Genomic DNA, 20,794 nt, shown 5'->3' on the forward strand with positions numbered 1-20,794 from the left:
CGTGAGCACCCCACTGTCTTCCGCCCCGCGTCCTGCGCAGATCCTTGTCATCGACGACGAGCCCGACCTGCGCACGCTGTATGAACTGACGCTGCTGCGCGAGGGCTATCACGTCGAGGCCGCGGGCAGCGTGTCCGAGGCCTGGCAGCACCTGGAGGCCGGGCGCTTCGACGCGGTGATCACCGACATGCGGCTGCCCGACGGACAGGGCATGGAGATCATCCACCGCATCCAGAAGAACCAGCGCAGCGAGCGCTGCGTGGTAATGACGGCCTACGGCTCGGCGGAAAACGCGGTCGAGGCGCTCAAGGCCGGTGCGTTCGACTACCTCACGAAGCCGGTCGACCTGAAGCAGTTTCGCGCCGTGGTCGCTTCCGCGGTGCAGGCCACGCGGGCGCCCGCCGTGCAGGTCAAGCCGGAGAAGGCAACAGCCGCTGCAAGCACCAGCGAACGCGCCGAGTCCGCATCGGGCACCGGCAGCAGCGGCGTTGCGGCGCTCGATCGCCTGGTCGGCGATTCGGACCCGATGCGCCTGGTCAAGTCGCGCATCGCCAAGGTGGCGCGCGGCATGGCGCCGGTGCTGGTACGCGGCGAGTCGGGCACCGGCAAGGAGCTGGTTGCGCGCGCGGTGCACGCCTGCAGCCAGCGCAGCGACGGCCCGTTCGTCGCGGTCAATTGCGGCGCGATTCCCGAGAACCTGCTCGAAGCCGAATTCTTCGGCGCGAAGAAGGGCTCGTACACCGGCTCCTCGCAAGACCGCGACGGCTACTTCCAGGCCGCGCGCAGCGGCACGCTGTTCCTCGACGAAATCGGCGACCTGCCGCTGGCCATGCAATCGAAGCTCCTGCGCGCGATCCAGGAGCGCAGCGTGCGCTCGATCGGCTCGACGCAGGAAGAAGCGGTCGACGTGCGCATCGTGAGCGCCACCCATAAAGACCTGCACGCCGAGGTGCAGGCCGGCCGCTTCCGGCAAGACCTTTTCTACCGCCTCAACGTGATCGAGATCGCAGTGCCCGCGCTGCGCGATCGCCGCGAAGACCTGCCCGCGCTGTGCGCCGCGCTGCTCGCGCGCATCGCGCAGGACGGCGGGCTGCCGGTGCCGCACCTGTCGGCCGAGCTGCTGCGCCGCCTTGCGCTCCATCCGCTCGACGGCAACGTGCGCGAGCTCGAGAACCTGCTGCACCGCGCAGTCGCGCTCAACGACGGCGACGAACTGCACCTCGATCTGATGGGCGGCAATGTCGCGACGACGATGGCGGCTGCCGACGTGGCTTCGGTCACGCCCTCGCAGCTTGCGCCGCGCGGCGACGCGCCGGTTGTCGTTGCCCCGGCACCGGCATCGGTGGCCGAACTCAAGTCGGCGCCACCGCCCCTGCCCTCCGACCTGCAGGCCTACCTCGACCAGCAGGAGCGCGAGATCCTCGTGCGCGCGCTGCACGAGAGCGGCTTCAACCGCACTGCGGCCGCCGCGCGCCTGGGCATGAGCCTGCGCCAGATCCGCTACCGCATCGCGCGGCTGGGCATTACCACGCCCAACGGCGACGATGGCGCCGCGAGCCATGTCGACGACTGAACTCTCCGCGCACGACACGCCGCCCGCCGACGACGGGCTCTGGCGGGCCGGCTGGTACCGCTTCGCGAAAGCCCTGCCCTCGCCGAACTTCGGCCCGCGCCCCGCCGGCGCACAGACCGATCTGATCGTGTTGCATTCGATCAGCCTGCCGCCCGGCGAATACGGCGGCGATGCGGTGCAGCGGCTCTTCACCAACCAGCTCGACTGGGATGCGCATCCCTACTTCCAGTCGATCCGCGGCATCGAGGTGTCCTCGCATTTCTACGTGCGCCGCAATGGCGACCTTTGGCAGTTCGTGAGTTGCGACGAACGCGCCTGGCATGCGGGCGTGTCGTCATGGCGCGGCCGCGGCAACTGCAACGACGACTCGATCGGCATCGAACTCGAAGGCCTCGAAGGCCAGACCTTCGAAGCCGCGCAGTACGAAACGCTCGCCAGCCTCTGCCCCGCGATCGCGCAGCACTACGCCATCGCCCACATCGCCGGTCACGAGCACATCGCGCCGGGCCGAAAACAGGACCCCGGCACGGGCTTCGATTGGCATTTGCTGCACGCGCAACTGGGGTGGAAATCACAGATGTTTCCCCCATCTGTGATGGAGCGCTAATTTTTTCAATCGCGTGACGCCCCGCGATGCCCTGCCCTCCGGCCGCATCGCTTTCGAATACGCAAATGTGAACCGCAGCAACCATGCGGCTTGCAGGCTCAAATCAGCTCGCAAGCCACGTCCCATGCGGGTTGCGCAACCATAGGCCAGTATTCACGCGGCATCGCCAGCCATGGCCTATGCCTAGAGAGATACCCGCAGTAGGTGAATCACTCACAAAACACTACCTGTAGTGGCTTGTAGACCCCTGGCACCCTAGATATAGTGTCCTCCGTCCGGTCAACAACGCCGGCGCGGCGCCCAGCCAAGGCGTCGCCACCCAACAAGAATTGCCAACCGAGAGGAAGCGAATGCAAACTGCCCTGAACACCCCATCGACCCCGCGTGCCGTTCCCTCCACGCCACCCCAACAGCAGCGAGACACGGCCGGCTCCCCCGCCGGCCAGAACCTTGCGCACTACCAGATCATCCGCCGCAACGGCGCCGTCGTTCCCTTCGAGCCGAACAAGATCGCCATCGCGATGATGAAGGCCTTCCTGGCCGTGCACGGCACCCAGGGCGCGGCTTCGGCCAGCGTGCGCGAGACGGTCGACGTGCTCACGCAAGGCGTGATCCGCGCCATGGTGCGTTCGCGTCCGGGCGGCGGCACCTTCCACATCGAAGACGTGCAGGACCAGGTCGAGCTCGGCCTGATGCGCGGCGGCCATCATGAGATCGCACGCGCCTACGTGCTGTACCGCGAACGCCGCACGCAGGAGCGTTCCAAGCAGGTCGAGCAGGAAGCGCCGGCCACGCCGACGCTGCACGTGCTGGACAACGGCGAACGCGTCGCGCTGGACCTGAACCAGCTCAAGGGCCTGATCGAATCGGCCTGCGAGAACCTGGGCGACAGCATCACCGCCCAGCCGATCGTCGCCGAGACGATGCGCAACCTCTACGACGGCGTGCCGCTCGACGAGGTGTACAAGGCCTCGATCCTGGCGGCCCGCACGCTGATCGAGAAAGACCCCGACTACACCTTCGCCACCGCGCGCCTCCTGCTGCACACGATCTTCAAGGAGATCGTCGGCCGCGAAGTGATGCCGGTGGACCGCGCCACCGCCTACGCCGACTACTTCCCGCAGTTCATCAAGAAGGGCGTGGAGAACGACCTGCTCGACGAGAAGCTGCTGCAGTACGACCTGCCCCGCCTGGGTGCGGCCCTGAAGGCCGAGCGCGACAACCAGTTCGACTACCTGGGCCTGCAGACGCTGTACGACCGCTACTTCCTGCACGTGCGCAAGACCCGCATCGAACTGCCGCAGGCTTTCTTCATGCGCGTGGCCATGGGCCTGTCGCTCGGCGAAATCGACCGCGAAGCGCGCGCCATCGAGTTCTACGAAGTGCTGTCGTCGTTCGATTTCATGTCCAGCACGCCGACGCTCTTCAACGCCGGCACGCTGCGCTCGCAGCTCTCGAGCTGCTACCTCACCACCGTGCCCGACGACCTGGACGGCATCTACGAATCGATCAAGGAAAACGCGCTGCTCTCCAAGTTCGCGGGCGGCCTGGGCAACGACTGGACCCGCGTGCGCGCGCTCGGCAGCCACATCAAGGGCACGAACGGCGAATCGCAGGGCGTGGTGCCGTTCCTGAAGGTGGTGAACGACACGGCCGTGGCCGTGAACCAGGGCGGCAAGCGCAAGGGCGCCGTCTGCACGTACCTGGAATCGTGGCACCTGGACATCGAGGAGTTCCTGGAACTGCGCAAGAACACCGGCGACGACCGCCGCCGCACGCACGACATGAACACGGCCAACTGGATCCCCGACCTCTTCATGCGCCGAGTGATGGAAAAGGGCACCTGGACGCTGTTCTCGCCCTCCAACGTGCCTGACCTGCACGACCTGTTCGGCGCCGACTTCGAAAAGGCCTACGTGGCCTACGAAGAGAAGGCCGCCCGCGGCGACATCAAGCCCAGCCGCACCGTCCAGGCGTCGGACCTCTGGCGCAAGATGCTCACGATGCTGTTTGAGACCGGCCATCCCTGGATCACGTTCAAGGACGCCTGCAACGTGCGCTCGCCGCAGCAGCACGCCGGCGTCGTGCACTCGTCGAACCTCTGCACCGAGATCACGCTGAACACCAGCGACACCGAAACGGCCGTCTGCAACCTGGGTTCGGTGAACCTGCTGCAGCATCTGAAGGATGGCAAGGTCGACCAGGAGAAGCTCAAGCGGACGATCTCCACCGCGATGCGCATGCTCGACAACGTGATCGACATCAACTACTACGCCGTGAAGAAGGCGCGCGACTCGAACCTGCGCCACCGTCCGGTGGGCCTGGGCCTCATGGGCTTCCAGGACGCGCTGTACGAACTGCGCATTCCCTACGCCTCGCAGGAAGCCGTGCAGTTCGCCGACGAGTCGATGGAAGCCATCTGCTACCACGCCTACTGGGCATCGACCGAGCTCGCCAAGGAACGCGGCAAATACTCCAGCTACAAGGGCTCGCTGTGGGACAAGGGCATCTTGCCGATCGACACGCTCGACCTGCTGGAGCAGGCACGCGGCGGCTACGTCGAAGTGGACCGCTCGGCCACGCTCGACTGGGACGCGCTGCGTTCCAAGATCAAAGCCGACGGCATGCGCAATTCGAACTGCGTGGCCATCGCACCGACGGCGACCATCTCGAACATCATCGGCGTGGACGCCTCGATCGAGCCGTGCTTCGGCAACCTCTCGGTCAAGTCGAACCTGTCGGGCGAGTTCACCGTGATCAACCACTACCTGGTGCGTGACCTGAAGCGCCTGGGCCTGTGGGACGACGTGATGGTGATGGACCTGAAGCACTTCGACGGATCGCTGCGTCCCATCGACCGCGTGCCGCAGGACGTGAAGGCGCTCTACGCCACCGCGTTCGAAGTGGAAACCACGTGGCTCGTCGAAGCCGCTTCGCGTCGCCAGAAGTGGATCGACCAGGCGCAGTCGCTCAACATCTACATGGCCGGCGCATCGGGCAAGAAGCTGGACGACACCTACAAGCTCGCATGGCTGCGCGGCTTGAAGACGACCTACTACCTGCGCACGCAGAGCGCGACGCACGCAGAAAAGTCGACGGTGCAATCGGGCCGTCTCAACGCGGTGTCGTCGGGCAACGACGCACCCTCGGGCATGAGCGCACTCGAAGCCGCCGCTGCTGCAGCGAAGGCACAGATGAGCGCGATGCCCGCCACCGACATCGCGTTCTGCGGTGTGGACGATCCGACCTGCGAAGCGTGCCAGTGACAACCGGTGCAACGCGCCGATGCTCGCGACAAGACAGAGTCAGTTGAGTCAGTGAGGTGCATGCGAAAGTCGTGCGACGTTCAAGCAATGAAGCCATTGACTGACATCGCGCGATGCATGCGAGCAACATAACAACCACATAAATGGAGCGCGATGTGAACGAGCACTTTGCAACTCACATCGTTACTCCGATAATTTGAGCATTGGATTTTTCTATGTTGACCTGGGACGAAGAAGTCAAGCCCTCCTTACCAAAGGATATGCAACAAGGATTGCAGCACCACAACGCATCGACCAGCGGCTTGCCCGCAGGCCGTTCGGTGGACGCTCCGACTTCGTCGATTGCACAACCCGCATCGTCTGCCGCGCGCACGCTCGATGACGGCGCCGCCGCACCGCTGCGTCAGGTTGCTCCCGCTTCGGTTCCCGTCGTGGCGCAACGCGTCAAGGCCTCCGACAAGCGCATCATCAACGGCCAGACCGACGTCAACCAGCTGGTGCCGTTCAAGTACAAGTGGGCCTGGGAAAAGTACCTCGCCACCTGCGCCAACCACTGGATGCCGCAGGAAGTGAACATGACGCGCGACATCGCGTTGTGGAAAGACCCGAATGGCCTGACCGAAGACGAACGCCGCATCGTCAAGCGCAACCTCGGCTTCTTCGTGACCGCCGATTCGCTGGCCGCCAACAACATCGTGCTGGGCACCTACCGCCACATCACGGCCCCCGAGTGCCGCCAGTTCCTGCTGCGCCAGGCGTTCGAGGAAGCGATCCACACGCACGCGTACCAGTACATCGTCGAGTCGCTCGGCCTGGACGAGAGCGAGATCTTCAACGCGTACAACGAAGTGCAGTCGATCCGCGAGAAGGACCAGTTCCTGCTCCCGTTCATCGAGGCCATCAGCGATCCGCACTTCAAGACCGGCACGCACGAGACCGACCAGACGCTGCTCAAGTCGCTCATCGTGTTCGCCTGCCTGATGGAAGGCCTCTTCTTCTACGTCGGCTTCACGCAGATCCTTGCGCTCGGCCGCCAGAACAAGATGACCGGCGCCGCCGAGCAGTACCAGTACATCCTGCGCGACGAGTCGATGCACTGCAATTTCGGCATCGACCTGATCAACCAGCTCAAGCTCGAGAATCCCGGCCTCTGGACCCCCGAGTTCAAGGCCGAGATCAAGGACCTCTTCATGAAGGCCGTCGAGCTCGAATACAAATACGCCGAAGACACCATGCCGCGCGGCGTGCTCGGCATGAACGCCTCCATGTTCAAGGGCTACCTGCGGTACATCGCCAACCGGCGCGCACAGCAGATCGGCCTCGAAACGCTCTTCCCGAACGAAGAAAACCCGTTCCCCTGGATGAGCGAAATGATTGACCTGAAGAAAGAGCGCAACTTTTTCGAAACCCGCGTGATCGAGTACCAGTCGGGTGGTGCGCTCTCCTGGGATTGAATCTTTCCGATAAGAATTAATGAATTCAAGAATTGCCTTTGCCACCGATCGCGCCAAAGAGCGCGGCATGGACGAGGGCTCAGGTGTTCATGGTGCTGGGGCTCAGATTCCAACGCCATGAATCGCTTCACGCTCCCAACGTGCGTGGAGTGCTTCAATAGGTTGATTTTTTCAACTTGATCAAGGAGAAATAGAAATGGCAACTGCAAAGAAAGCGCCGGCTAAGAAAGCCGCTGCAAAGAAGGCTCCGGCAAAGAAGGTCGCGGCCAAGAAGGCTCCGGCAAAGAAGGTAGCAGCGAAGAAGGCTCCGGCCAAGAAGGTTGCTGCTAAGAAGGTCGCCGCCAAGAAGGCTCCTGCCAAGAAGGTAGCAGCGAAGAAGGCAGCACCGGCCAAGAAGGCTGCTGCGAAGAAGGCTCCGGCGAAGAAGGCCGCTGCCAAGAAGGCGCCTGCGAAGAAGGCTGCGGCGAAGAAGGCTCCTGCCAAGAAGGCAGCTGCCAAGAAGGCCCCTGCAAAGAAGGCCGCCGCCAAGAAGGCTCCTGCGAAAAAGGCTGCGGCCAAGAAAGCCGCGAAAAAGCCCGCTGCCAAGCCTGCCGCTGCTGCCAAGAAGCCTGCTGCGAAGAAGGCTGCCAAGGCACCCGCCAAGGCTGCTGTAGCACCTGCCCCTGCCGCGCAAACGACGCTGAATCCCCAGGCAGCCTGGCCGTTTCCCACGGCCAGCAAGCCCTGAGCTTCAAAGCGCCCTTGACGGCAAAAAACCCGGCACCTCACGGTGTCGGGTTTTTTTATGGGCGCTCGAAAAAGCGGCTTCTTAGAGGCCCAGCGCCTTGCGGTCGACCTGGTAGTTCTGCGGTCCGCGCTGCGCGATCTTGAGCGCGCCGATGCGATTGCCCAGCGCTGCGCATTGCGCGAGCGGCCATTCCTTTTCCAGACCGAACAACAGCGCGCCGCGCCATGCGTCGCCGCAACCCGTGGGCTCGACCACGGCGGTGGGCGTCACGCCCGGCACATGCTCGCGCTCGCCATCGGTCCAGACCTCGCAGCCCTCGGCCGCCAGCGTGACCACCAGGCCGCGCACGCGCTTGGAGATCTCGGCCAGGCTCCAGCCGGTGCGCTGCGACAGCATCTTTCCTTCGTAGTCGTTGACCACGACCCAGCTCGCGAGCTCGACGAAGTGCTTGAGCGCATCGCCGTCGAACATCGGCAGGCCCTGACCCGGATCGAACACGAACGGAATGCCGGCGGCGGCGAATTGCTCGGCGTGCTGCAGCATCGCCTCGCGGCCATCGGGCGCGATGATGCCGACCTTGATGTCGTCCCGCGCGGCCACCTTGGTGATGTGCGCCTGCTGCATCGCGCCGGGATGGAACGCGGTGATCTGGTTGTTGTCGACGTCGTTCATGATCATCGCCTGCGCGGTGAAGGTGTCGTCGAGCTGGCGCACGAACTCGGTGTCGATGCCCAGCGAGCGCATGCGTTCCAGGTAGTCGGCGCCGTCGCTGCCGAGCGTGGCCATCGGCAGCGCCGTGCCGCCCAGCGCGTTGAGGCTGTAGGCAATGTTGCCGGCGCAGCCGCCGAAGTCGCGGCGCAGCCCGGGCACGAGGAACGACACGTTCAGGATGTGCAGCTGGTCCGGAAGGATCTGATCGGCGAACCGTCCCTCGAAAGTCATGATGGTGTCGAACGCGAGGGAACCGCAAATCACTGCTGCCATGGGTGGACCGTTTTCGTTGAAAGAAGATGAATGGAAGAAGGACGCTTGCGTGCAGGCGCCCGGCTAGGGATAGAAGGCTTCCACGCGGTAGCCCGCGATCGGCGGCAGCGCGGCCGCTTCGTTCGGCGACAGCGTCAGCGGCAATGAAGCGGCGCGGTCGGCGCGCGCCGCGAGCACCGACGGCGCGCCGTAGTCCGCGGGCGTCAGCACACGCCGCACCACCGCGCGCTCCTGCGTGTCGAGCAGCGAGAGCTCCACGGCCGGCATCGCGAGCGGCACGGTCGCGCCGTTGCGCAAGGTGAAGCTGAGGCGATAGTCGTTGCCGCCGCTCTTCTCGCGCGCGAAGGCGGCGCCCTCGATCATGATGTCGCCGATCTGGCGCAGCGCCGAGAGCTCGCAGTCGGTGTACTGGCACAGCGCCGCAAGCGCCGGACGCAGGCCCGGCTGGCGCGCGACGATGCCGTCGCGCTCATGGCGAACGATCTGCACGATAAGCAGAAGTGCGGCCAGCACCGCCAGCAGGACCAGCAAGCGCCGAACGCCCTTGCGCTGCCAGAAGCCGGGCGCGTGGGCGTCGTGCTCTTCGTCGTCGCCGAAGGCGTGCTCCTCCTCGCGCTCCGCGAACATCGGCGGCAGCGAGGCGGCGCTCTCCGGCTCGCTCGCCTCCCGGACCATCGACGACGACGCGGCCTTGGCGGCGGCCCTGGCTTCGCGCGACTTGTTGGCGCTCGCGATCTTGGCCGACTTGATGCGTGCCCGGCGCAGCGCCTTCTGCATCTGCACCTGGTCGTGGTCCTTCTCGTCGCCTTCTTCTTTTTCCTCGGCGTCTTCGTCCAGGGTCGGCTCGACCAGTCCATGCGTCTTGGCGCGAGACACCGGCAACGGAGGGGCCGGCGGAGGCGGCGATGGCGGCGGGGCCGCAAGATTCAGATCGATGTTCGGGAACGGCGGCAGGGAGCTCGCCGGCGGCCGCCATGCGGGCTCGCTGACATCCAGGTCGGACCACGGCTCGTCCGCGACGATGCCGTGCGCGGGCAGCGCGAGCGCCGGGGCCGGCGGGGATGGAGCGGGTGGCTGCGGTTCAGGCGGCTCGACCGTGACTTGCGCAGCGGGCTCGGGCTCTTCCGGCGCTGGCGGCGGATGCGCCACCTCGGCATGGGCATGCGCTTCGGGCTCGTCATCGAAGAAGTCCGCATCTTCAGAGGCGTGGGAAGGCTGCGATGACGCAGGCGGCGTGTCGGCCCGGCGCTCGGAGGACGGTTCGACCAGCGCGGGCGAATAGCCTGCCGCCGGCGGCGGTGCGGCTGCCCCATCGGTCGATTCGTGCAGGTCGAGCGTCGCGTCGAACACGTGGCTGCAGCGGCCGCAGCGCACCCACCCGTCGGAGATGCGAAGCTGGTCGCGCACCACCTTGAAGGTGGTGGTGCAGGCGGGGCAGCGCGTGACGAGGCTCATGACCGGGCGATTGTAGGGTTGGGCCCCCGTCGCATGAATGGCGCGAACGGTGCGCGGTGGCGCGACAACCCGGCCGCGCTGCTCAGCAGCGCGCCGTCATCAGGATCCAGCCGTCCTCGCTGTCGCTGACTTCGAGGGCCGCATACGGCGCATAGGCCTCCTTCAGCTCGTCGGCCTGGCGCTCGAGGATGCCGGCCATCACCAGCGATCCGCCCGGCGCCACGTGGTTGCGCAGCAGCGGTGCAAGCAACTTGAGCGGCGTGGCCAGGATGTTGGCGAGCACGGTGTCGTAGGCGCCCTTGGCCACGTCCGGCAGGCCCGCGTTCAGGCTGACGCCATTGGCCTCGGCATTGAGCAGCGTCGAGGAGACCGCAGCCTCGTCGATGTCGACGGCATCGATGTCGAGCGCGCCGAACTTCGCAGCGCCGATCGCCAGGATGCCGGAGCCGCAGCCGTAGTCGAGCACGCGCTGCGTGCCGAAGGCGCCTTGGCCCTGCCTGGCGATCCAGCGCAGGCACATGCGGGTGGTGGGATGGGTGCCGGTGCCGAAGGCCAGGCCCGGGTCCAGCCGGATCACCTGCTTGGCCCCTGCGGGCGGCTCGTGCCAGGTCGGCACGATCCAGAACTCGGGCGTGATCTCGACCGGCGTGAACTGCGATTGCGTGAGGCGCACCCAGTCCTGCTCGGGCACCGGCGCAACACCGAGCACCGCGCAGCCGTCGAAGAAGTCCTGCAGCGCGAGCAGCGATGCGGCCTCGTTCGCGAGCGCCTCGTCGGCGAACAGCGCGATCACGCGCGAGCGCTGCCAGCCCTCCTTGGGCGGCGGCATGCCGGGCTCGCCGAACAGCGCCTGCTCGGCATCGGTCTGCGCGTCGGCGTCCTCGACCGAAACGCTCAGCGCGTCGAGTGCATCGAGCGCGTCGCTGAGCATTTCGACCCGGTCTTCCGGTGCCATCAGGCGAAGTTCGAACATGGCGTCGTCTCGTGGATCAGCGCTTGTGCGCCGCGAGCCACTCTTCCAGGTAATGGATGTTCGTGCCGCCGCTCATGAACTTGGCATCGACCATCAGCTCGCGGTGCAGCGGGATGTTGGTCTGGATGCCTTCGATCACGGTTTCGTTCAGCGCCGTGCGCATGCGGGCCATGGCCTGCTCGCGCGTGTCGCCGTACACGATGATCTTGCCGATCATCGAGTCGTAGTTCGGGGGCACGAAGTAGTTGGTGTAAGCGTGCGAATCGACGCGAACGCCCGGGCCGCCCGGCGGGTGCCACATGGTGATACGGCCCGGCGATGGCGTGAACTTCCAGGCGTCTTCGGCGTTGATGCGCACCTCGATGGCGTGGCCGCGCATCTCGATCTGGCGCTGGGTGAACGGCAGCTTCTCGCCGGCGGCCACCATGATCTGCGTCTTCACGATGTCGATGCCGGTGGTGAACTCGGTCACCGGGTGCTCCACCTGCACGCGCGTGTTCATCTCGATGAAGTAGAACTCGCCGTTCTCATAGAGGAACTCGAAGGTGCCGGCGCCGCGGTAGCCGATCTTCTTGCAGGCGGCAGCGCAACGCTCGCCGATCTTCTCGATCAGCTTGCGCGGAATGCCGGGGGCCGGCGATTCCTCGATCACCTTCTGGTGGCGGCGCTGCATGGAGCAGTCGCGCTCGCCCAGGTAGACCGCGTTCTTGTGCTTGTCGGCGAGGATCTGGATCTCGATGTGGCGCGGGTTCTGAAGAAACTTCTCCATGTACACGGCCGGATTGCTGAAGGCCGCGCCGGCTTCCGCCTTTGTCATCTGGATCGCGTTGACCAGCGCCGCCTCGGTGTGCACCACGCGCATGCCGCGGCCACCGCCGCCGCCCGCCGCCTTGATGATGACCGGGTAGCCGATCGCACGGGCGATGCGCTTGTTGGTGGCGGCGTCGTCCGAGAGCTCGCCCTCGGAGCCGGGAACGCAAGGCACGCCGGCCTTGATCATGGCCTGCTTGGCCGAGACCTTGTCGCCCATCGTGCGGATGTTGTCCGGCGTCGGGCCGATGAACTGGAAACCGCTCTGCTCCACGCGTTCGGCGAAGTTGGCGTTTTCGCTCAGGAAACCGTAGCCGGGGTGAATGGCTTCGGCGTCCGTCACTTCGGCCGCCGAAATGATCGCCGGCATGTTGAGATAGCTCAGCGCCGAAGGGGCCGGGCCGATGCAGACGGCTTCCTGCGCCAGCTTGACGTATTTGGCGTCGCGATCGGCTTCGGAATAGACCATCACGGCCTTGATGCCCATCTCGCTGCAGGCGCGCTGAATCCGGAGGGCAATCTCCCCCCGGTTTGCAACCAGGATCTTCTTGAACATGGTCACTCGATGATGAACAGCGGCTGGCCGTATTCGACCGCCTGCCCGTTTTCGCCGAGGATCTGGGTGATCGTGCCGGACTTGTCGGCTTCGATTTCGTTGAGGATCTTCATCGCTTCGATGATGCAGATCGTGTCGCCTTCGTTCACCTTGCTGCCGATTTCGACGAAAGCAGCGGCGCCCGGGCTGGACGAGCGATAGAACGTGCCCACCATCGGCGACTTGACCGCGTGGCCGGCCGGTGCGGCTTCGACCGCGGGGGCGCTGGCGGCGGCCGTAGCGGCAGGCGCACCTGCGGCCGGGACTGCGGCGGGCGGCGCGGCCAGTGTTTGCACATACTGCACCGGGGCGGCACCGCCGCCCTTGACGATGCGAACCTTGCCTTCGGTTTCGGTGATTTCCAGTTCGGAAATATTCGATTCGGACACCAGATCGATCAGTGTCTTGAGTTTGCGCAGATCCATGGGACTCCAGTGCCGGCTTTGCCGGTCATTCGGATATAACTGAGCTGAAAATCGGCGATTTTCAGCGTTTGGTGGCTAACGCCAGCTTGGGCGGCCGATTCTAACCATGAACAAGTTCACGCCGCCATGTCTCCAGATCGGCGGTTTCGAGCTTGCCCATTTTACGAGCTGCAACCGAACCGTTACCGTTGACAACCAATGTGAACGGTAGACCGCCTCCCGTATTGCCCAAGTTCTTGACGAGTTCCGTGCCTTGCAGGCCCGCCAGACCGGTCGGATAGGTTACCGGGGTACGCTGCAGGAACTTGCGCACCGCGCTGGGCTGATCGATGGCCAATCCAACCACTTGCCAGCCATTGGCGCCGTTTTGACGAAAAAAAGCGTCGATCATCGGCATTTCTTCGACGCACGGTGGGCACCAGGTGGCCCAGAAGTTGAGCAGCAGCGGCTTGCCGCGCAGGCTCGACAGGACGAGGTCACCACCCTCCGGCCGTTCGAATTTCTGGGCCCAGAAGGTCGCGTCCAGTTGCTCGCCACCCCCCGCATTGCTGCCGGCGCTGCGTTCCCGCCACCAGGCGCCACCCACCCCGGCAGCGGCGGCCACCGCCGCCACGCCGCCATAGAGCATGCCGCGTCGTGTCGGCGAAGAAGTCATTCACTTGTCCTTTTCTCTTTCAATCAGCCGGCGCAAGGCAGGCAGGTCGCCGCGCGGCGTACGACCCTGGGCATCGGGCTTCAAGGCGCCGCGCAGGTCGTCCAGGTCGTAGACCAAGAGGTGCACGCCGATTTCCTCGCCGAGCGCGCGGCTGGGCGCATGCACGCTCAAGGCCTCGACCTGCTCGCCGTGAAAGCCGGTGACCATGCGCGGCTCGTAGTCCACGTGGTGGTCGATGAGGGCGATCTCGGCGGACTTGGAATCATCGCAGAACATCTGTATGTAAATGTCCGACAGCCGGGTGGCCGTGCCGTGCCACACGGCGCCGCCGATGTGCGGCCGGAAGGCCGCCATGCGCTCCATCCATTCCAGCGCCAGCAGGCGCAGCGCACGCAGTTCCTGGGGCTGGGTGTCGGCGCAGAAAAGCGCAATGTAGTCGCGCACCTCGGCCTCGACTTCGTCGTTGTTCGGCAGCGAAGTGCGCGCCGACAGGCCCAGGTCACGCACGGCCCTGCGTTTGGCGGGGCCGTATTCCAGCCCTTCCTCGACGACAAGGCGGGCTGCGGTGGCGGCGATTTCGCGCTTGGACGTGTCCATCGGGGCATTTTGCCCGCAGTAGGCGTCACGCACACGAAATCAACACGAAGCTCGGGGCGAAGGCCGGGCTCGCCTGCCGAGCCCCGCATTCCGCCTCCCTAGAATCGCCCGATGCACATTCATATTCTGGGTATCTGCGGCACGTTCATGGGTGGCGTGGCCGCCCTGGCGCGCGAAGCGGGCCACCGGGTCACGGGCTGCGATGCCGGCGTGTACCCGCCGATGAGCGACCAGTTGCGCGCCCTCGGCATCGATCTCATCGAAGGTTTCGGCGCCGACCAACTCGCCCTCGCGCCCGACATGTTCGTGGTGGGCAACGTGGTTTCGAGGGCTCGCCTGCCCGACGGCAGCCCGAAGTTCCCGCTGATGGAAGCCATCCTCGACGCCGGCAAGCCCTACACGAGCGGCCCGCAGTGGCTGGCCGAGCACGTGCTGCTGGGCCGCCACGTGCTGGCGGTGGCCGGCACGCACGGCAAGACGACCACCACCTCGATGCTGGCCTGGGCGCTCGAGCAAGGCGGCAAGGCGCCGGGCTTCCTGGTGGGTGGCGTGCCGCTGGACTTTGGCGTGTCGGCCCGGCTGGGCGACGGCGCCGCCTTCGTCATCGAGGCCGACGAATACGACACCGCCTTCTTCGACAAGCGCAGCAAGTTCGTGCACTACCGGCCGCGCACCGCGGTGCTCAACAACCTCGAGTTCGACCACGCGGACATCTTCGACGACCTTTCCGACATCGAGCGCCAGTTCCATCACCTCGTGCGCACCGTGCCCGGCACCGGGCGGCTGGTGGTAAATGCCACCGAGGAAAGCCTGCAGCGCGTGCTGGCGCAGGGTTGCTGGAGCGAGCTTGCGCGATTCGGCGCGGGCGGCCCGGACAGCGAATGGCTGGCGGTGGGCTCGCACGACGCCTTCGATGTGCTCAGGCGAGGCGAAAAAGTCGGCCGGGTCGAGTGGGAACTCTCTGGCCTGCACAACCAGATGAATGCGCTGGCCGCCATCGCCGCCGCCGACCACGTGGGCGTTTCGCCGGCCGACGCGGCGCGCGCGCTCGGCAGCTTTCGCAACGTGCGCCGGCGCATGGAACTGCGCGGCACGGTCGAGCGAAGCGGCGGCGCGATCACGGTCTACGACGACTTCGCGCACCACCCCACCGCCATCCGCACCACGCTGGAGGGCCTGCGCAAGAAGCTCGACGACGCCGGCAAGCAAAGTGAGCGCATCCTCGCGGCCTTCGAGCCGCGCAGCAACACGATGAAGCTGGGCGTCATGGCCGCGCAGCTGCCGTGGAGCCTGGAATCCGCCGACCTCTCGTTCTGCCACACGGCCGGGCTCGACTGGGATGCCGCCGCAGCCCTGGCGCCGATGGGCGACCGCGCGCAGGTCGCAGGGGCCGTGGAGCCGCTGGTCGCGCAGATCGTCGCGGCCGCGCGGCCGGGCGATCACATCGTCTGCATGAGCAACGGCGGCTTCGGCGGCGTGCACGACAAACTGCTTGCGGCGCTCCGCGCGGCAGCCGCATCATGACCGCCATGCCCCTTACACGTGCCCGCGAACTGGTCGAAACCCTGCGGCTGCAGCCGCATCCCGAAGGCGGCTGGTACAGCGAGGTGTTTCGCTCTACGGCCAGCGTGCTGCCGACCGATGGCCGGGATGCGCGCAGCGCGCTCACCAGCATCTACTTCCTGCTCGAAGCGGGCCAGCATTCGCGCTGGCACCGGGTGCTGTCCGACGAAGTCTGGGTGCACCTGGAAGGCGTGCCGCTGGCGCTCTGGACCTGCGATGCCGCGATGCGCACGGCGCCGGCCCATGTGCGACTGGGCCCGGTCGACGCGCACGGCACGCGCCCCCAGCATGTGGTGCCGGCCGGCCAGTGGCAGGCGGCCCGGCCGATCCAGGGCCATTCGTCAGGCGACTACACGCTGGTCGCCTGCATGGTCGGCCCGGGCTTCGACTTCGCCGACTTCTCGATGGTGCCGCCCGACAGCGACGAGGCGGCGTCGATGCGGCACCACTGGCCCGACCTGGCCGGGATGCTCTAGCCCCCGGCCCTTTCCCCTTCGCTTCAGCCGCGGCGGGCCTTGACGGCCTGCGACAGCGTCTCGAGCACCTGTACCGAATCGTCCCAGCCGATGCAGGCATCGGTGATGCTCTTGCCGTATTCGAGGCCCGAGAGCTGGTCCTTGCCCGGCGTGAACTTCTGGGCGCCGGCCTGCAGGTGGCTCTCGACCATCACGCCGAACACGCGGTTGGAGCCGCCGGCGATCTGGGCTGCGATGTCCTTGGCCACGTCGATCTGCTTCTGGTGCTGCTTGGAGCTGTTGGCGTGGCTGCAGTCGACCATCAGCGTGGGCGGCAGCTTGGCGGCTTCCAGGTCCTTGCAGGCGGCTTCGACGCTGGCCGCGTCGTAGTTCGGCGCCTTGCCGCCGCGCAGGATCACGTGGCAGTCGCGGTTGCCGTTGGTCTGCACGATCGCGACCTGGCCGTTCTTGTGCACCGAGAGAAAGTGATGACCGCGCGCGGCCGCCTGGATGGCGTCGGTCGCGATGCGGATGTTGCCGTCGGTGCCGTTCTTGAAGCCGATGGGCGCCGAAAGACCGGAGGCCAGTTCGCGGTGCACCTGGCTTTCGGTGGTGCGCGCGCCGATGGCACCCCAGGCGATCAGGTCACCGATGTACTGGGGCGAGATCACGTCCAGGAACTCGCTGCCCGCCGGCAGGCCGATGCGGTTGATGTCGATCAGCAGCTGGCGCGCGATGCGCAGGCCCTCGTCGATGCGGAAGCTCTCGTCCAGGTACGGGTCGTTGATAAGGCCCTTCCAGCCGACGGTGGTACGCGGCTTCTCGAAGTACACGCGCATCACGATCTCGAGCGTGCCGGCGTATTTTTCGCGCTCGACCTTCAGGCGCCTGGCGTATTCGACGGCGGCGGCCGGGTCGTGGATCGAACAGGGGCCCATGATCACCAGCAGCCGGTCGTCCTTGCCGGCCATGATGTTGTGGATGTTGCGGCGGGTGCCCTCGATCAGCGTTTCGACCGGCGTGCCGCGGATCGGGAAGAAGCGGATCAGATGTTCGGGAGGGGGCAGCACGTTGATGTCCTTGATGCGTTCGTCGTCGGTCTTGCTGGTTTTTTCGACGCTCGCATACCAGCTGTCGCTGGCCGGGGCAGTGTTCGTGCTCATGGTGCTCTTCCTTGTTGGAGTGAAATCGTCAGGGCATAAAAAAACCGCCGGGGCTGGAGGCGCCGGCGGTTTTGGGAGGGTGTTCGTTTGCTTTACGCGCTCGCCTCTCGTCCGCCGGAAACCGGGAACCAAAAGTAGGCAAAAAAGTAAGCGCGGAGGGCGGACATAGGGGCGGAATGTAGCACGGAAAATAAAGACCCGGTCAAGCGGCCGGGTCCGGGGGATGGTTTACCGGTAGCCCGATTCGTTGGCGTTGTGGATGATCCAGATCAGGTTGCCGCTGGTGTATTCACCCATGCCGCCGCCCGCGAAAATCAGCCGTCCCTGGCCCTTGTAGGTCATTTCGAACCGGTGGCGGTCGCTGCCGAAATAGAAGGGAATGAAGGCCTTGCCCGTCACGTAGGCGCCCTGGTCGGTTGGCGCGCCGGCGATGTCGGTGACCTGCTTGGCGCTCATGCCGATCTGCAGGCGGGTGAACTTGCTGTTGCGCGCCGGATTGCCGGTGATCTCGCCTTCGTAGCCGTTCAGGCCCTTGACGGTGCGGCCGCTGCCGGCCTCGACCTTGGAGGAATCGGTCACGTTGCCGCGGGCGTCCATGCCGGCGCCCGGACCGCTGCGCGCCGGTGCCGCGGGAGCGGCGGCGGGTGCCGCTCCAGGCTGGCTGGCGCCCGAGCCGCCGCGCGATGCGCAGCCGGCGCTCGCCAGCACGACCACGGCAGCCGCAGCCCACAGGGCCGCAGACGTGTTGATTCTGTTGTTCCTCATCGAATGCTCCTTCCTTCGGTTTGTAAAGGAGCGCAGCTTAACAAGCCTTCAGGCCGTTCCACCCACAGTCAGCCCGTCGATCCGAAGGGTCGGCTGGCCGACGCCCACGGGCACGCTCTGGCCTTCCTTGCCGCAGGTGCCCACGCCCGAATCGAGCTTCATGTCGTTGCCGATCATGGTCACGCGGGTGAGCGCGTCGGGGCCGTTGCCCACGATGGTCGCGCCCTTGACCGGGTACTGGATCTTGCCGTTCTCGACCCAGAAGGCCTCGCTGGCCGAAAACACGAACTTGCCGCTCGTGATGTCGACCTGCCCGCCGCCGAAGTTGGTGGCGTAAAGGCCCTTCTTGATGCTGGCCACGATTTCCTGGGGGTCCTTGTCGCCGCCCAACATGTAGGTGTTGGTCATGCGCGGCATCGGCACGTGGGCGTAGCTCTCGCGGCGGCCGTTGCCCGTGGGCTTGACCTTCATGAGGCGGGCGTTCATCGAGTCCTGGATGTAGCCCTTGAGGATGCCGTCCTCGATCAGCACGTTGCGCTGGCTGGCGTTGCCCTCGTCGTCGACGTTGAGCGAGCCGCGGCGGTCGGCGATCGTGCCGTCGTCCAGCACCGTGACGCCCTTGGCCGCCACGCGCTGGCCGATGCGGCCCGAGAACGCGCTGGAGCCCTTGCGGTTGAAGTCGCCTTCCAGTCCGTGGCCGATGGCCTCGTGCAGCAGGATGCCGGGCCATCCGGAGCCGAGCACCACCGTCATTTCGCCGGCCGGCGCGGGGCGGGCGTCCAGGTTGGTCAGCGCGGCCTTCACGGCCTGGTCGACGTATTCGGCGATCTGCTCGTCGTCGAAATAGGCGAGGCCAAAACGCCCGCCGCCGCCGCCGGAGCCGACTTCGCGGCGGCCGTTCTGCTCGGCGATCACCGTGACCGACAGGCGCACGAGCGGCCGCACGTCGGCGGCCAGCGTGCCGTCGGCGCGTGCCACGAGCACCACGTCGTATTCGCTCGCCAGGCCCGCCATGACCTGCGCCACGCGCGGATCGCGCGAGCGCGCCAGCTTTTCGGTCTTCTCGAGCAGCTTGACCTTGGCCGTGCTGTCGAGCGTGGAGATGGGATCGACGCCGTTGTAGAGCGAGCGGCTCGAGGCGATCTTGCGGGTGGGCGTCTTCACGCGGCCGGTGCGGCCGGCGGAGGAAATCGAGCGGACCGTGCGGGCCGCGTCGAGGAGCGAGGCTTCGGAGATGTCGTCCGAATAGGCGAAGGCGGTTTTCTCGCCGCTGACCGCGCGCACGCCGACGCCCTGGTCGATGCTGAAGCTGCCGGTCTTCACGATGCCCTCTTCGAGGCTCCAGCCTTCGCTGCGCGTGTACTGGAAGTAGAGGTCGGCGTCGTCCACCTTGTGCGAGGCGATCTCGGCCAGGGCCTTGCTCAGGTGCGATTCGTCCAGGCCGAACGGCGTGAGCAAGAGTTGTTGGGCTGTTGCCAGGCGCTCGATGGTGGGTTCGCGAGAGATCATGACCACCATTCTAGGCAGCCACCCTGCTCCGCGCCGCCGCCAAGGGCACTAGTTCTGCGCCAGCTTCCTCGCCCGGGCGATCGACATCAGGATGCCCAGCCCCAGCCCCAGCGTCACCATCGCCGTCCCGCCGTAGCTGATGAACGGCAACGGCACCCCCACCACCGGCAGGATGCCGCTCACCATGCCCATGTTCACGAAGGCGTAGGTGAAGAAAATCATCGTGACCGCCCCCGCCAGGAGGCGCGAGAACAACGTCGCCGCACTGGTCGCGATGGCCAGCCCGCGGAAGATCAGCAGGATGAAGGCCGAGATCAGCGCCAGGTTGCCCACCAGTCCGAATTCCTCGGAATAGGCGGCGAAGATGAAGTCGGTGGTGCGCTCGGGAATGAATTCCAGGTGCGTCTGGGTGCCTTGCATGAAGCCCTTGCCGCCGACGCCGCCCGAGCCGATGGCGATCATCCCCTGGATGATGTGGAAGCCCTTGCCCAGCGGGTCCTTGCTCGGGTCGAGCAGCGTGCACACGCGCTGCTTCTGGTAGTCGTGCAGCACGCGCCAGTCGACGCCGTCGGCGCACAGCTTCGACTCGAACCCCACGATCAGCGTGACCGCCACCGCGCCGATCAGCACCGGCGGCACGATCAGCTTCCAGGGCAGCCCGGCGAAGAAGATCACCGCCATGCCCGCAGCCAGCACCAGGAGCGACGTGCCCAGGTCGGGCTGCTTCATGATGAGCCCGACCGGCACCGCCAAGAGCACCGTGGCCACCACGAAGTCGAGCGGCCGCAACTGGCCTTCGCGCCGCTGGAACCACCAGGCCAGCATCAGCGGCATGGCGATCTTGAGAATTTCGCTCGGCTGGATCACCACGCCGACGTTGATCCAGCGCTGCGCGCCCTTCTTGGTGATGCCGAAGAGCGCCACCGCGATCAGCAGCGCCACCCCGGCCGCGTAGAGCGGCACCGCGAACATCATCAGCCGCTGCGGCGGCACCTGCGCCACCACGAACATGATGAAGCCGGCCAGCAGCATGTTGCGGCCATGGTCCACGAAGCGCGAGCCGTGGTCGTAGCCCGAGGAATACATGGTCAGCAGCCCGGCGAAGGCCAGCAGCAGCACGGCGAAGGCCAGAAAGCCGTCGAAGCCCTGGAAGATGGGCGCGATGCGGCGCGCCAGGGAGGGCTGATTGAACACGGCGGACATGGGGGCGGATTATCC

The 20,794-nt window shown here is 66.1% G+C and carries 18 protein-coding genes; 7 read left to right on the forward strand and 11 right to left on the reverse strand.

The window, feature by feature from the left end:
- The first annotated feature begins 1 nt into the window (after position 1).
- The 5 genes from ACZYRS_RS28140 to ACZYRS_RS28160 all read left to right on the forward strand — a co-directional run bounded on the left by ACZYRS_RS28140 (position 2) and on the right by ACZYRS_RS28160 (position 7,627).
- Positions 2-1,573 carry a sigma-54-dependent transcriptional regulator gene (locus ACZYRS_RS28140; RefSeq protein ID WP_463421839.1) on the forward strand — a complete coding sequence of 524 codons (1,572 nt, stop codon included), beginning with the start codon at positions 2-4 and terminating at the stop codon, positions 1,571-1,573.
- The gene (gene ampD / locus ACZYRS_RS28145; RefSeq protein WP_463421840.1) at positions 1,560-2,180 is read left to right on the forward strand and encodes a 1,6-anhydro-N-acetylmuramyl-L-alanine amidase AmpD; all 621 of its coding nucleotides are present in this window, start codon (positions 1,560-1,562) and stop codon (positions 2,178-2,180) included. Before ACZYRS_RS28140 ends, ampD begins: the two co-directional genes overlap by 14 nt.
- 350 nt (positions 2,181-2,530) lie before the next feature.
- Positions 2,531-5,446: a ribonucleoside-diphosphate reductase subunit alpha gene (locus ACZYRS_RS28150; RefSeq protein WP_198788001.1), complete on the forward strand. Its 2,916-nt coding sequence runs from the start codon at positions 2,531-2,533 to the stop codon at positions 5,444-5,446.
- Between the two features lie 215 nt (positions 5,447-5,661).
- Complete coding sequence (locus ACZYRS_RS28155; protein ID WP_463421841.1) at positions 5,662-6,900, forward strand: ribonucleotide-diphosphate reductase subunit beta; 1,239 nt, start codon at positions 5,662-5,664, stop codon at positions 6,898-6,900.
- A gap of 196 nt (positions 6,901-7,096) precedes the next feature.
- Positions 7,097-7,627, forward strand: a complete 531-nt coding sequence (locus ACZYRS_RS28160; RefSeq protein ID WP_042578341.1) for a histone H1-like DNA-binding protein — start codon at positions 7,097-7,099, stop codon at positions 7,625-7,627.
- A gap of 81 nt (positions 7,628-7,708) precedes the next feature.
- On the opposite strand, the gene ACZYRS_RS28165 is transcribed toward ACZYRS_RS28160, so the two are convergent.
- The 7 genes from ACZYRS_RS28165 to ACZYRS_RS28195 all read right to left on the reverse strand — a co-directional run bounded on the left by ACZYRS_RS28165 (position 7,709) and on the right by ACZYRS_RS28195 (position 14,121).
- On the reverse strand, positions 7,709-8,611 hold the full coding sequence (locus ACZYRS_RS28165; protein WP_198788003.1) for a carbohydrate kinase family protein: 903 nt from the start codon (positions 8,609-8,611) through the stop codon (positions 7,709-7,711).
- Positions 8,612-8,674: 63 nt separating this feature from the next.
- A complete protein-coding gene (locus tag ACZYRS_RS28170; protein WP_463421842.1) occupies positions 8,675-10,066 on the reverse strand; it encodes a zinc-ribbon and DUF3426 domain-containing protein in 1,392 nt (463 codons plus the stop codon).
- 82 nt (positions 10,067-10,148) lie between these two features.
- On the reverse strand, positions 10,149-11,039 hold the full coding sequence (prmA, locus tag ACZYRS_RS28175; protein WP_463421843.1) for a 50S ribosomal protein L11 methyltransferase: 891 nt from the start codon (positions 11,037-11,039) through the stop codon (positions 10,149-10,151).
- 16 nt (positions 11,040-11,055) lie between these two features.
- The gene (accC, locus tag ACZYRS_RS28180; protein WP_013539470.1) at positions 11,056-12,405 is read right to left on the reverse strand and encodes an acetyl-CoA carboxylase biotin carboxylase subunit; all 1,350 of its coding nucleotides are present in this window, start codon (positions 12,403-12,405) and stop codon (positions 11,056-11,058) included.
- Between the two features lie 2 nt (positions 12,406-12,407).
- A complete protein-coding gene (accB, locus tag ACZYRS_RS28185; protein WP_463421844.1) occupies positions 12,408-12,869 on the reverse strand; it encodes an acetyl-CoA carboxylase biotin carboxyl carrier protein in 462 nt (153 codons plus the stop codon).
- Between the two features lie 100 nt (positions 12,870-12,969).
- Positions 12,970-13,524: a TlpA family protein disulfide reductase gene (locus tag ACZYRS_RS28190; RefSeq protein WP_463421845.1), complete on the reverse strand. Its 555-nt coding sequence runs from the start codon at positions 13,522-13,524 to the stop codon at positions 12,970-12,972.
- Entirely contained in the window at positions 13,525-14,121 is a 597-nt protein-coding gene (locus tag ACZYRS_RS28195) for a hypothetical protein (RefSeq protein WP_463421846.1), read from the reverse strand.
- 111 nt (positions 14,122-14,232) lie between these two features.
- On the opposite strand from ACZYRS_RS28195, the gene mpl reads away from it, so the two are divergent.
- Together mpl and ACZYRS_RS28205 are read left to right on the forward strand one after the other, a co-directional pair.
- A complete protein-coding gene (mpl, locus tag ACZYRS_RS28200; protein WP_463421847.1) occupies positions 14,233-15,645 on the forward strand; it encodes a UDP-N-acetylmuramate:L-alanyl-gamma-D-glutamyl-meso-diaminopimelate ligase in 1,413 nt (470 codons plus the stop codon).
- Complete coding sequence (locus tag ACZYRS_RS28205) at positions 15,642-16,160, forward strand: cupin domain-containing protein (RefSeq protein ID WP_306880376.1); 519 nt, start codon at positions 15,642-15,644, stop codon at positions 16,158-16,160. The genes mpl and ACZYRS_RS28205 overlap by 4 nt, the downstream gene beginning before the upstream one ends.
- Before the next feature lie 23 nt (positions 16,161-16,183).
- On the opposite strand, the gene ACZYRS_RS28210 is transcribed toward ACZYRS_RS28205, so the two are convergent.
- From ACZYRS_RS28210 to rodA, 4 genes are all read right to left on the reverse strand, one after another.
- On the reverse strand, positions 16,184-17,302 hold the full coding sequence (locus tag ACZYRS_RS28210; RefSeq protein WP_463421848.1) for a 3-deoxy-7-phosphoheptulonate synthase: 1,119 nt from the start codon (positions 17,300-17,302) through the stop codon (positions 16,184-16,186).
- Positions 17,303-17,530: 228 nt separating this feature from the next.
- Positions 17,531-18,067, reverse strand: coding sequence for a hypothetical protein (locus ACZYRS_RS28215; protein WP_463421849.1), 537 nt, complete (start codon positions 18,065-18,067; stop codon positions 17,531-17,533).
- Positions 18,068-18,115: 48 nt separating this feature from the next.
- Positions 18,116-19,576 carry a metalloprotease TldD gene (tldD, locus tag ACZYRS_RS28220; protein WP_463421850.1) on the reverse strand — a complete coding sequence of 487 codons (1,461 nt, stop codon included), beginning with the start codon at positions 19,574-19,576 and terminating at the stop codon, positions 18,116-18,118.
- A 48-nt stretch (positions 19,577-19,624) separates the two neighbouring features.
- Entirely contained in the window at positions 19,625-20,779 is a 1,155-nt protein-coding gene (rodA, locus tag ACZYRS_RS28225) for a rod shape-determining protein RodA (RefSeq protein ID WP_198788013.1), read from the reverse strand.
- Between the last annotated feature and the right edge of the window lie 15 nt (positions 20,780-20,794).

The organism is Variovorax sp. AC194, from assembly GCF_979257995.1.